This is a genomic window from Calditrichota bacterium, from assembly GCA_013112635.1.
Taxonomy (GTDB): Bacteria; Calditrichota; Calditrichia; order Calditrichales; family J004; genus JABFGF01.
Window position 1 is genome coordinate 46740 of the sequence record JABFGF010000005.1, and the last position, 12642, is coordinate 59381.

The following is a 12642-nucleotide window of genomic DNA, read 5'->3' on the forward strand; positions in this document are numbered from 1 at the left end:
TTATTCTTTAATTAAATCCGAAACAGAAACGCCATCATATGTGCTATATTCCAAAGGTTCTCTCTCAAGAATTCCAGCCGGAATATTATTTAAAAGCTTATCAAAACTGGAATCGTCAAGTCCATCAATAAAGTTGGCAAATTTCTCAGCTTGTATATTATCCGGGAAATATTTTCTCTGCATTTTTACAATAGATTTGAGCATCGGCAAATAGGGTTGTAAATCAGAAGTGGTAGAAGCGGCTTCGCTATCAATCCAGGCAATGGCCACTTTTTCAATCGAATTACTTTTTTCCATTTCCGATTTTAGCAGCAGTTCAATATCAAAGGCAAATTTCTTCTCGATTATATTGTCGATTATTGTGGAGGCCATATCTTTTTTGAAGGCTTTAAAACCACACTGAGTATCAATAATTTTACCAAGATTTGGGATTAATCTTTTCCACAAATAAATGAACAGCTTCCCCCGATCATTTCGTTTACCTGCTTTAATAACAACAGAATCTTCCTCACGCCGTGATCCAATCGCAACAGATTTGTTTTGATTTAAAATCGGGTTAATTAACAAACCAACCTGGCCTAAATGTGTTGATAGGTCAGCATCTGTGAAAATAATGATGTGATTTTTTGAGCTACTTTGTCTGGCCGCATAGTCCATTCCATAAATAATGGAGCCGCCTTTCTGACTCTCGCTGGTCGATGATAGGGGTTTAATTATAGGCAGTTTTTGTTCGATTGCCTCTTCGAGAAACAGGACTTTCACTTTGTCATTCAATTGATCATTATCCACAATATCTTGTGCAATTTTACCGCTGTTTTCCGGACATCCATCATCTACAATTATTAATTCCTATTGGAAATTTGGCAAATCATTAAAAAGGTATTCTAACTGAGTAACTTTTTTCCTTAGAAAATCTTCACCGTGTGGATGTTCACTTTTTTCTAAAATACGCTTGTGTTCTTTGTATACAGCAAAAACAACAGAAATTTTTACAGGTTCTTTTATTTCTGCAACCATCAGTTTGGATTTAGCAATTTTCAATGCCAACAGAATAAAAATTAATGACGTGTCATTTTTAGCAATAAGTTCTTTTTCAATTTCAATTATTTTTGTTAGTTCAGAATAATTCATTAGCAAAGAATCTACGGTCGATTTTACCAACTCAAGATGATCTGTGTTTGTTAGGTCTACAAATTTTGGGCACTCGGAAATCAGTCTATTTAGCATTGTTTGTTCCTGTTCGGTTCTGGTTAAATAAAGTAAAAACAATTGTATTTATATTACTTGTTTCAGTTTTGGCAAGATTTTGCACAAAGTTATTTTTTTCTAATAATTTTTTGGAGGGGATATTCTGAGAGTGAGAATAGGCATCAATAAAATCCAAGCCAACTTCATTAAATCCAAATTCAATTACCGACTTCAGGGCTTCATTCATTATTCCTTGACCCTGAAAATCCGGAAGTAATTCATAACCAACCTCTGCACTATTTTTGTCAGAAGCAAAATTCCACAAACAAATTGTGCCAATCAATTTTGGGTTGTCTTTTTTTGAGATAGCCCAATAAACGCAATCGTTGTTTTTTACACCAAGATTTATTTTTGAAATAAATGATTCAGCTTCTTTATTACTTTTTTGAGCAGGCCTGTCCAAATATTTATTCACTGAAGAATCTGACCTGATTAGAAATATCTGAGAAGCATCAGATATTTGCAATGCTCTCAAAGCCAGACGCGGTGAATTAAGGTTTGGGAAAGGTGTAAATTTAAATTTGTCCATTAAAAATTACAGACCAAAAATGTCATTTATTTTGGCAATGTTAAATCCATTTGAAATAACTTGTTTTGCCTGTGTGCTTTTTAAATTTAATACCGGATTTGTGTGGTTAAAGTGGATAAAATAAATTTTGCTCTTCTCACGGGCAGACAAATTTTCAAACTTGTTCATACTTTCAATTATAAACGGGTGTGGAATCTCAGAAATGTCACGATTGTTTATTTCTTCTCCATCAAAAAAGGAAGCATCTAAAAAGGCGTAGTCTACTTTGGCAATTTCTGCAATAATTTCGCTGTCCCATTTTTCCCATTTGTCTATATCCGGAATAAATAATGCTTTTTTATTAGGCCCGCTAATTTTAAATCCAGCAGTTTCAGAGTATTCATCGCGGTGTGGCACCAAAAACGGTACAACATTTAAGTTTGGTGTTAAGCTTATTTCCTTCCGGTTTTGAATTTCATGAATAGAAATATTTTTGATGTTAACCAGTTGGCTCCAGGGCCCATTATGCTCCAGAAAAGATTTCATTTTAGGCATGGCATAAACTGGAACGTCATTTGCGTTCATTGCTTCTCTGCCAAGATACATTAAACCCGTATAATGCCCGATATGTGCATGAGTCAGAAAAATACCATCCGGTGTTTCTTTTGTGGAAAAAGTGGAAAGATTTTTTAACATCTTCATCTGTTCAGGAAAATCTGGAGTGGCTTCAAAGATGTAGCTTTTTTTATTTTGAGGATCGATCACTCCAAGGGAGACTACTTTTTTATCCGGATCAGGATTTTTAAACAAACCACGGCAGCAATCTTTTGAACAAGCAATGTGTGGTGCGCCTGCATCTTGCACTGTGCCCAAAATAATTAATGATGTTTCTTCTATTGTCGGGTTTTGGTCGTGCTCTGTTTGTGGATTTGATTTTTCTTTGCATGAAAATAGAAATAAAGAAATTATAACTAAGAATTTTAAAATTGTGCTGCTCATTGTTCTTTTCTCATTAAAGGTAAAAAGCTGTCTTTGGGATAACTCTCTATTTTGTCGTAGGTAACAAATCCCTGGCTGGCATAAAACGCCTCTGCATTTGGATCAGCTTCAACGATTATGGATTTCTTCTTAGAAGCTACTTTTTTTAGAGATTCATGTAGTAAAATTTTCCCATATCCTGAGCCAATAAAATCTGGTTTTACCCACAAATTCATTACTTCATAACTTGTTTCATTTTCCTGGATTGAGCACCAGCCAATAATGGCTTTGTCTTTTTCAAGTTTAAAAATTTTTTGATCTGCAAAATCATTTTCGGTCAGGGTTAAATCATCGACCCATTTCTCGATCCACTCTTTTGGATAGCCCCAATGCATTTTCGATTCAATACTTATAGCATTTAGAACTTCTAAATCGCCCACTTTGGCATCATTAATTTTGATCTCAAAACCTATATTTTATTCGTGGTTGTTGCTGTAATTTGTAATTATTTGATCACGCAAATTGAGATACATTTTAGTAACATCATTCATTAATCCGTTGGAATAGTTTGTTAAGAATTTCTGTGCTTCCTTAGGATTTTTTTTATATAGCTTCATGGCCTCTTCTTCAATCTTTTGCTGACCATCGATTATTTTTTTCTCAAAGGGATTTCGTGCAGCACGAACATCTTCAGCAATATTCTGAAATTTTAAATTGGCAAGGTTATCAACAAAATCAATTGCCCAGCGAGCTGACCGTTCATCATACTTTTCCGGGTCATAAATATTGTATGTTTCTGCTACTGAAAGATTTCCGGAGTAAATTGGTACATAGGGACTAAAATATGGATTATCCAGATAAACCCAGTAAACACCGCCAATTTCGTTTGGCAGCCAACCGCGCAGTTGAAGCACCATTCCGTAATGCCCGCGATGCCTGGCAACAGGGCGACGATAGGTGAGTTTTAATAATTTTCGCAAGTCGCTACCGGGAAACGGTGTTGCCAAAGGGCTTTTAACATATTTCCCGCTGTCGGCCGGGACCAACCAGTGCGGATCGGAGGTCATATCATATATAGTACCTTCAAAAGTTGAACGCTGAAATGCAATTACATCATGGGCGGAGATCTTTTTTTCTGGCTTAACAGCAAAGGGATAAATTGAAACCGGTTCAACTATTTGATAATAAGGTTTAAGGCTTTTGTATGGATCATCTTTAATAAAACGATCAGGCCATTCTCTGTAATTTGGAGCAAATCTTTGATGAAAAAGCCAAAACCTACCGGTGGCATATTCAACAGGAAGGGGAGTATAAGCTTCCTGCCAGATAAATGGTTTTCCGGATGCAGGATCGTACCAGCCGCGGTCAATGGCTTCCTGCTTATAATTTTTAGAAACCAAAAAATTATCTGTGTCTTCCTCATTTATTTCTTTGATGATGCTCCAGTTTGGAATCATGGTTGCTTTGTCATCAGGTACGCGTTGAGCTGCCCAAATGGCTCCCGGTTTTCCACTTTCCGGTGTCCAGCCCGGTCCAACACCAAAAACTTCAAAAACCCAAATTTCATCCGTATCGGCAATTACCAACGTTTCAGATCCATCACCACTTGATGGCAAAAAGCCGTAAGTCATCATTAAATCACCAATAAACTGCACAGCTTCTTTTGCTTTTTTATGCCGTTGCAAGGCAAAAATCTGAGCTTGCTCGATGGTCATTATTTGTTTGCCATTTTCGCGGGTGCATATTAGCTCTTTGCGCTGGGCCGTCGTGCTTTCACCGATCCCAAGTTGAAATTCGTTTAAATGTGAGTATGCTGATTGAAAATATTTGTAGGTTTTTTCTACCTGAGGGGTATATCCCAGGATTTCTCCATCATCATGTAAAGGCCTGTCTGCATCCTGAATGCCCCAATAAACGGCTGCTTTTTCTCCCGGCTTAAATGTCATTGCCGGAACTACAAAAATTCTCGAATCCTGGCCTGTATCCGTGTGTGAAATAATGTTAGAACCATCTGCCGAAGCTTTTTTACCAACAACTATTATTGTGCATGCAAACAGGTTAGTCTGGTATCCTAATAACAAAACGATCAGAATTAATAATATCTTTTTTAACATGATTTTCCTTTCAGGGCATTTCTAAATATTTATCTAAATATGAATCCATTCTTTAACGGATCAGCCGGATCGAAATAAAATTCATTTTGCCCCGTGATAAAAGCTGTCCCGGAAACCTCCGGTATAATAGCTTTGTGCGGACCAAATTTGGTCGTTTCTAAAACCCGAACATCCATGGTTGTCCCAAGAATACTTTCAATGGTTATTTTTTCATTTTGGGCTAATTCACTTTTTGCATGATGTAATGCGGCCCGGGCGCTAACTCCGGATCCTGTTGCAGATCGGTCGACTTCGCCCTCTGCAAATATACAAACATTTCGGCTATGGTTTTTGGGATTAAATGCTTTCCCTGTAAAAATGGTGCCGTAAAGAAAACTTAAATCTTCTTCAAATGGGTGTTTGATTTCAAAATTTTCCATGACAGCGTGTTTTATTCTTCGCCCGAATTCAATCAATTTGTTATAATCCGATTCATCCATTTTAAGACCCAATTTATCGGCATCACAGAAGGCATAAAAAGCACCTCCAAAAGCCACGTCAAATTGAACCGGCCCGATCCCGGGAACATCGATTTCCTTATTTTTCAGATAAAGGAATGAGGGTACATTTTTAAAAGATACTTTTTGAACAATTCCATTTTTGCGAAGAGCTTTGGCATAAATTTTCCCCGGCGGGGCATTGATAATTAACTCAGGTTCGTCAGCTTCTTTTTTAATTATCCCGGTATCAAAAACAAGTTTTGTTAAGGCGATGATGGCGTGGCCGCACATGGTGCTGTAACCTTCATTATGCAAAAAGAAAGTTCCAAAATCGGCATCGTCAGTTGTGGGCTCAGTGATTACAGCTCCGTACATATCTGCATGTCCGCGTGGCTCAAACATAGTTCCGGTGCGGATATAATCATAGTTATCCCGAAAAAAACGTCTTTTCTCAAGAATAGTCTTACCTTTGATCTCAGGCAGGCCATCCGTATAAACACGAAGAGGTTCGCCACCTGTATGAAGATCAATAGTTTTAATTGTCAGCCAATCTTTCGGTGGTTGCCACTTCCAATTTTTCAGAATGGATTTCATTTATATTTGTACCTCTGTTCCAAGATTTTTTTCTTTTGCATTATTAAAAATTAACTCGGCCACTGTTAAGTCAAAAAGAGACATTCCTACAGATTTAAATAGCCGAATTGAGGTTTTATTTAGCGATTGTTTTTTTGTCAATAATGCAGAAAATGAGAGAACATTATGTTCTTTCAGTATCCCGCGTTCGATAGGGATTTTTAAATCTCCACATTCTTCTTTTGCAAAAGGAGTGTCTACATAAACCTTCTCCACAGTTCCAAATAATTGCAAAGGAAATTCCTGCATATCCGGTTTGTAAGATCCAATCCCGATAAAAGTTTTATTTTTGAGATTTTTTACATCGGCATCAAAAACAGGTGTGTTGGATGTTGTGGTAGTGATAATTACATCGGAATTTAAAACCAGTTTGTCCGGATCAACAGTATATTCTATTTTAATATTTTCAAGTTTTGAGTCCAGTTTGTTTTTTAGCTGCTCTGCCTTTTGCCATTCTTTATCGCAAACTAAAAGTTTTTGAAAAGGTTGTACGTGGCCAACAATAAGCGCCTGATGATAAGCCTGAACACCTGCACCAATAATGCCAAATGTTTTTGCAGAATTTTGGGAAAGATGTTTAACCGCAGTTGCTCCAACAGCGCCGGTTCTCATTGCTGTTAACTTAGCCCCATTTATTAAAGCAAGTGGCTCGCCAGTTTGCGAATCATTAAGAATCATTACTCCGCTTAAAACCGGTTTATTTAGTTTTTTGTTTTCAGGAAACAATGAAACCAGTTTTGTACCAAAAGCAGATTCAATAAACCCCGGCATTACAAGCAAAGTATTTCCAGCAGAATTAATGTGCATCCTGTCAGGAATTTGGGTGCTTTTTTTATCCTGAATCAAGTATGCTTTTTCAATTGCACCAACAAGTTCCAGTGGAGCAACAGCACTTTCAATGTCTTGTTCGTTTATAATTAACATGTATTTAAAATGCTTTCGCGCGTTCAGCTTCTACATCTTCAATAGATTTGGCTAAAGGTTTGCCAAGTATTTTGTATCCGTCCTTGGTAATCACAAGATTTTCTTCGTTACGTGTACCGCCAAAATCTTTGTATTCTTCAACTTTTTCATAATTAATAAATTCTGTGAACTTCTTTTTAGATTTCCAAAGGTCAATAAGTTCGGGAATAAAATATATCCCGGGTTCGATAGTAAAAACATATCCGGGTTTTATTTCTCGTCCCAGCCTAAGTGACTTTAATCCAAAAAGTGTACTCTTTTGTTGACCGGCATAACCAACATATTGTTCTCCAAGATTTTCCATATCGTGGACATCCAACCCCATTAAATGTCCTGTGCCACATGGCAGGAAAAGTGCATGTGCGCCGGCGTTAATTGCTTCTTCAGTATCTCCTTTTGTATAACCCATTTCCTTTAATCCGTTAAAAATGTGGCGCGACGCGGTAAAATGAATTTCCTTAAAATCAATTCCTGGTTTCAAAGCATTGATGGCTGCATTGTGTGCATCAAGGGCAATTTGGTAGATCTCTTTTTGCCGCTCAGTAAACTTTGCCGAAACCGGAAAAGTGCTGGACATATCACCTGCATAATGTAGTTCGTTTTCTGCTCCGGCATCCAGTAAAAATAGATCGCCATCCTTAATAGTATTTCCATGATAATGGTTATGCAGGGTTTGTCCGTTGATTGTTGCGATGATTGGAAAAGAGAGATTCCCACCGTCTGCCAAAGCAACCTCATGAACCTTTGCTGCAACCTGTGCTTCAGTCATCCCCGGTTTTGCAAAGCGCATGGCCGCGAAATGCATATCAGCTGTAACGGAAACTGCCTGTTCAATCTGTTCAATTTCTTCAGCAGATTTAATATTTCGCTGCTCAGCAACTGCAACAATTAAATCAATAGAAGCATTATTATTTGTTTCATTTACCGGGATTTTTAGCCAGTTAAAAAGCTTTATTTGGTGCTCTGCTCTATATGCAGGTAAAAAGTGAATTTTTCTGTTTTTGGTAAGCGCCTGTTGTAAAAAATCATACATTTCGTTTAGCGAGCCGGTTTTGGAGATCCCAACTTTTTCGCTGCGTTCCATAATTGAAGGTTGTGAACCCATCCAAACTACATCGTCGATGGTTAAATCATCCCCAAAGATAATTTCTTTATCGTTATCTAAATCTATTAAACCCACCAAGCCCGGGTTGTCCAATCCAAAATAATATAGAAAAGTACTGTCCTGTCTGAAATGAAATGTATTATCAGCATAGTTCATCGGGCTTTCATCATTTCCCAAAAATAGGAGAAGGCCAGAATGAAATTGATTTTTTAATTGGGCACGCCTGCTTTTATAGGTTTCTTTTTTAAACATGATATTTCCTTATGTTGAAAATTATTATCAGGATTCAATTTTCCAATTTGGTAAGAATCTTTCAAAAATGAATTTATCAAAAAATACTGCAGTCAGTGTGCCAATGGCAAACATCAAAATATCTACCGGATCATATGTGACGCCCAGAAAATAATAATCAAAAGCCTGCATAATTTCTGTAAATGTAGCCGCACCAAAAACGATAAAAGCTTTAATAAACCATCTTTGAAGAAAGCGCACTTCCGTTTCACTGATTACTAAAAGAAAATAGAACCCAAACGGAATAATTATATCAGAAGCATAACTATAATACAGAATATATAAATCTCCATCCAGGTAACTGCCAATTCTAAAAGCGTGAACTGCTGCAATGGTTAAGGAAATTATGATGCCAATAATAATTCGAATCTTATGTTCAGGCCTAACAAGTTGGTCATTCATTATTACTAATCTAAAAACTGTTTTTATGTTTTAAAGCTTGCCTGATATGCTGCAAATGATGGTTACAATGCCAAGCATAAAGGCCAATATTCTCTTTTAAAGAAATAGCATTTACATGTTCCGGGTGAATAAATTTTCTGTCCAATTCAATATTTGATAGACTTTTCAATAATTTTGCCCATTTGCTGTGGAGGGCCTTAAGCAAAGCAAGAGAGTCAGAAATGTCATTGTCTAATGAATCGTGCAATTCAGCCCAGCGGTTTTCAAAGTAAGGGCGTATTTGAGGTTGGTCTTCAGTAAGGGCAAGTTTAAAACGGATGATACTGTTAATGTGGCTATCCGAACAGTGATGAACAACTTGTTTAATCGTCCACCCACCAGGTCTGTATTTCCAGTTGAGTTGATCAACATTTAAATCAGTTGTTAATGATTCAACATTGTCCGGAAAATTCTCAATATCTGCAATCCATTTTTTTATGATTAGTTCATCAATCACGTCAGGTTTATTAAATTCCCCGATCGGATATTGAAGTTTTCTAAGATCAAAATTAGTCATCTATTACCTCATTTTGAACTACACTAATGTATTTTACGGATTTGGTTTTTTGCTGGCAGCAATAGAATAGATCATTGGAATTTTATTACCCAAATGTTCTATTCGAAATTTCTTAGGCGCATATTCAATCATATTATCAAAACAGTTATAGGGGCTGTAATCAAATTCTTCCAGTGCACTAATCTCAAAATTATTTTTGATCAGACTGTTTATAACCTCACCAAAGCTGTGGTTCCACTCAACAGTTTCAAAGTTTATTGGTGCGTTTTTTTCAGCATAGGTTCCTGATTCGGCTTCAATAATTGGTCCGGAATTAAAATAGCGATATTTGATTTTTGTAAAATCATTGTTATAAATCCAAAGAAAAGGGTGGAATTCAACTAAAGCGAATTTGCCCGCAGGCTTAGAAAAATGTGAAATAATTCCTGCCCATTTGTTTAGGTTGGGCAACCAGCCAATTACGCCATAACTTGTAAATATTATATCAAATTTTTTATTTAAATTTTTAGGTAAGTTATAAATATTGCAACAAATAAAATCTGCATTTACTTCTGAAGTGGAGGCAAGTTCTTTGGCTTTTTCAATTGCCTTTTCAGAAAAATCCACGCCTGTTACATTTGCACCAAGCCTTCCAAGAGAAATCTGTATCTTGCCCAAAATGACATTGAAGGTGAAGTATAGATTTTCCTTTTATATCACCCAGTAATTTTAATTCAATTTCATTTAAGGAAGATTGCCCTTCAATAAATTTGTCGTTGTCATAAAACTTTGAATTATAGTGAAAATCAGTTCGTGTATTCCATGACTTTTTATTGATTTCAAAGTAGTCGATTTTTGTCATTGTTAATTACTCAAAAAACCTTGTGGGTATTATCTTACACAATAGGTTTTTTCCTTGGCGAAGATTATGTCCATTTATTCAAATTATCTTTAATAAAATCGATTACATTTTGATGTTCTGTTTTTCCGGGACCCTCAACAATAAAGGGTTCACCAAAATTAATGTAAATGGGCAGCTTGCGATCCAGGTGGCCAATGTCTTTAAACCATTTTCCATTTTTCCAGAAGTCAGTTTTGATAGCCACAGGGACAACAGGTACTTTTGCTTTTTTTGCCAATTTGATTCCCAGGGAATTAAACTCAGCCGGGATAAACTCCACTTTGCGTTGGCTTTGAGGAAAAACGACTACTGAAATATTTTCACTCAGGTTTTTTACACCATCGCTCATAACTTTTTTAAAGTCAGCCATTGGGTCTTTGCGTTCTACAGTAATCGGCTTGCGTGCACGCATAACCGGCCCAAATAATGGGTGCGATACGAGGCTGTCTTTAACCACAAAAGTGACTTCACGACGGGAGGCGATTAATCCGGGAAAGATCATTGTTTCCAGCATACCCATATGGTTGCCTATAAATACCACCGGCTCGCTGGTTTTATTTATATTATCAAGACCTTCAAGATGGTAACGCGCACCGCACATTTCGGTTAGCTTAAAAATATCCATGGAGCGGGTTGCCCACATTTGGGTATCAAAATTATTTGCAACGGCCAGGCGCCTGTTTCCAAGCAACTTGCTGATAAAACGAATTGCAAAATAAGCTGATGTACCCATTGACATTTTATCAAGGAATGCTCTTGGTTGATTTCCTGGGGTGTGATAATTCTTTGTAGTGATATAATTGTTTGGCATTGTTAAATGTAGGAAAGGCGGGTTATTCTATTCAATTTTATCTTTTAGAAATAATTAATCCCAATTTATTGTTTTGTCCAAATTTCTATTGGTTCATTTTTAAATAATAGCAACTCTGGTTCAGGATTATTTCCATTAAATTCCATTTTTGATGAAAATAAAAATTTTTGGCTATTATCAAAAGCAACCCAATGTGGCACCCACGGTTTTGAATACTGTTTTATTACTTTCCTCTTTCCATTTTCTCCAATAATCTCAAAAGATCTTTTGCCCCAATAGGCAATTAATAATTTGCCTTTTTGCCAATCCGCATCAAAAATCATGTTACGGTTAAGGGCAATCTCGCCCTCTACATTTTCTGTTAAATTGTTCCAATTTTGCAAAATATCTCCACTGCTATCTGTCAGCCAGACTTGGTTATCGGAGATTAATAAAAATTTGTTCTTTCCGATTGCCCGAATTTTTTTTATGGGTTCAGCAAATTCAAAATAAGGTTTTGTCTGTCCTTCTTTTTTTTTGATATAAATATTTGGGTATCTGCAAAAAACAATCTCATTATCCGAGTTCATTCTAAAACCGCCTTCACCAATTCGCATTTTATCATTCTGCCATGGCCAGATTTCTGTGGGTTGTGTACCCTGGTTCGATTTTAAAATTCGAAATTTATATTTATCAGCAGATTGAATGAAGCGTCTTTCAATTATATAAAGAATGGTATCATTGGCATAAAGCATAAAATCACTGGCGTTAAATTCAGAAACAATGAGCGGTTTTGGTTTATTTTGAGAATTTTTATCCCACATCATCACGCAGGCATAATGCCCTTTATCTTCTATGGGATAAACATAAGACCATAAAACTTTGTCCCCGGCCATTATTAAATTACCGGTTGGATGAGCCTCTGTTTGTTTATGCACTAAAAGAGCCAACACAAGCACAATGGGAAATAAACATTTTTTCATGACAAATTATTTATGAACCAGATAAGTTAACAAAGCAATAAAGTGCTAAAGTAGTGCAATATCACTTATTATAAAAGTGGCTAAAAGATAGAATATTTACAAATGAATTAATAATAGGAACAGCAAGCTTTATTATGTATTTTTTTAGTAGAAGAACTATTAGGAGCTAAAATGAATATATATGTTGGTAATATTTCAAAAACGACAAAGGAAGAATCTATCCGGGCTGCTTTTGCGGTTTTTGGGCAGGTAGGTGAGGTTAAACTGATTAGAGATAAACACACACATGAAAACCGCGGATTTGGTTTTGTAGAAATGCCAGCAAAACCGGAAGCGATTGAGGCAATCAAAAAAATGAACCAAAGCAAACTTGATGGAAATCAATTAATTGTGAATGAGGCGGCAGAACGCAAAAAATCTAATAGTTTCCAATGGGGTTCAGGTCGTAGCTGAAAAAGTTATTAATAGTGTTATATTTTTAGGAGAGATTATGGATATTAATAAGATATTTGTTACAGTAGATAATCAAAATTATTCAGGATTATACTGGTTGACGGAAACCGAAGGGAATAAACAATTAAGCGTTTCTTATGCGGGGGTAAAGCGAACCTCAAAACTAATTGATTCCAGTAATACAAAAACGATGGATGAAATTGCTAAAACTATGCTTAGTGAACTTCTTGTTAATATGAAATAACACCTTTCGGTTTCC

General features: G+C 36.3%; 15 protein-coding genes and 1 pseudogene. 2 read left to right on the forward strand and 14 right to left on the reverse strand.

Features of this window, described 5'->3' with window-relative positions:
- From HND50_13725 to HND50_13790, 14 genes and pseudogenes are all read right to left on the reverse strand, one after another.
- Nucleotides 1–774, reverse strand: a complete 774-nt coding sequence (locus tag HND50_13725) for a hypothetical protein (GenBank protein NOG46295.1) — start codon at nucleotides 772–774, stop codon at nucleotides 1–3.
- 75 nt (nucleotides 775–849) lie between these two features.
- Complete coding sequence (locus HND50_13730; protein NOG46296.1) at nucleotides 850–1227, reverse strand: hypothetical protein; 378 nt, start codon at nucleotides 1225–1227, stop codon at nucleotides 850–852.
- A complete protein-coding gene (locus tag HND50_13735) occupies nucleotides 1217–1777 on the reverse strand; it encodes a GNAT family N-acetyltransferase (protein NOG46297.1) in 561 nt (186 codons plus the stop codon). The genes HND50_13730 and HND50_13735 overlap by 11 nt, the downstream gene beginning before the upstream one ends.
- A 6-nt stretch (nucleotides 1778–1783) precedes the next feature.
- Nucleotides 1784–2755 (reverse strand): MBL fold metallo-hydrolase, encoded by a 972-nt coding sequence (locus tag HND50_13740; GenBank protein NOG46298.1) that lies wholly within the window; start codon nucleotides 2753–2755, stop codon nucleotides 1784–1786.
- Nucleotides 2752–3174 carry a GNAT family N-acetyltransferase gene (locus tag HND50_13745; GenBank protein ID NOG46299.1) on the reverse strand — a complete coding sequence of 141 codons (423 nt, stop codon included), beginning with the start codon at nucleotides 3172–3174 and terminating at the stop codon, nucleotides 2752–2754. Before HND50_13745 ends, HND50_13740 begins: the two co-directional genes overlap by 4 nt.
- A gap of 36 nt (nucleotides 3175–3210) precedes the next feature.
- The gene (locus HND50_13750) at nucleotides 3211–4848 is read right to left on the reverse strand and encodes a peptidase (protein ID NOG46300.1); all 1638 of its coding nucleotides are present in this window, start codon (nucleotides 4846–4848) and stop codon (nucleotides 3211–3213) included.
- Between the two features lie 29 nt (nucleotides 4849–4877).
- Complete coding sequence (locus tag HND50_13755) at nucleotides 4878–5921, reverse strand: proline racemase (GenBank protein NOG46301.1); 1044 nt, start codon at nucleotides 5919–5921, stop codon at nucleotides 4878–4880.
- Entirely contained in the window at nucleotides 5922–6884 is a 963-nt protein-coding gene (locus HND50_13760; GenBank protein NOG46302.1) for an ornithine cyclodeaminase family protein, read from the reverse strand.
- Nucleotides 6885–6888: 4 nt separating this feature from the next.
- Nucleotides 6889–8280, reverse strand: a complete 1392-nt coding sequence (locus HND50_13765) for an aminopeptidase P family protein (protein ID NOG46303.1) — start codon at nucleotides 8278–8280, stop codon at nucleotides 6889–6891.
- Between the two features lie 27 nt (nucleotides 8281–8307).
- Complete coding sequence (locus HND50_13770; GenBank protein ID NOG46304.1) at nucleotides 8308–8721, reverse strand: hypothetical protein; 414 nt, start codon at nucleotides 8719–8721, stop codon at nucleotides 8308–8310.
- Nucleotides 8722–8731: 10 nt separating this feature from the next.
- A complete protein-coding gene (locus HND50_13775) occupies nucleotides 8732–9277 on the reverse strand; it encodes a putative metal-dependent hydrolase (GenBank protein NOG46305.1) in 546 nt (181 codons plus the stop codon).
- Between the two features lie 33 nt (nucleotides 9278–9310).
- A pseudogene (locus tag HND50_13780) lies at nucleotides 9311–10118 on the reverse strand (class I SAM-dependent methyltransferase).
- 64 nt (nucleotides 10119–10182) lie between these two features.
- Nucleotides 10183–10968 (reverse strand): 1-acyl-sn-glycerol-3-phosphate acyltransferase, encoded by a 786-nt coding sequence (locus HND50_13785; GenBank protein ID NOG46306.1) that lies wholly within the window; start codon nucleotides 10966–10968, stop codon nucleotides 10183–10185.
- Nucleotides 10969–11033: 65 nt separating this feature from the next.
- The gene (locus HND50_13790) at nucleotides 11034–11885 is read right to left on the reverse strand and encodes a hypothetical protein (GenBank protein NOG46307.1); all 852 of its coding nucleotides are present in this window, start codon (nucleotides 11883–11885) and stop codon (nucleotides 11034–11036) included.
- A gap of 216 nt (nucleotides 11886–12101) precedes the next feature.
- Here HND50_13790 and HND50_13795 point away from each other — a divergent pair, with 216 nt between their 5' ends.
- Nucleotides 12102–12383, forward strand: a complete 282-nt coding sequence (locus tag HND50_13795) for an RNA-binding protein (protein NOG46308.1) — start codon at nucleotides 12102–12104, stop codon at nucleotides 12381–12383.
- Nucleotides 12384–12420: 37 nt separating this feature from the next.
- The gene (locus tag HND50_13800) at nucleotides 12421–12627 is read left to right on the forward strand and encodes a hypothetical protein (protein ID NOG46309.1); all 207 of its coding nucleotides are present in this window, start codon (nucleotides 12421–12423) and stop codon (nucleotides 12625–12627) included.
- The last annotated feature ends 15 nt before the right edge of the window (nucleotides 12628–12642 follow it).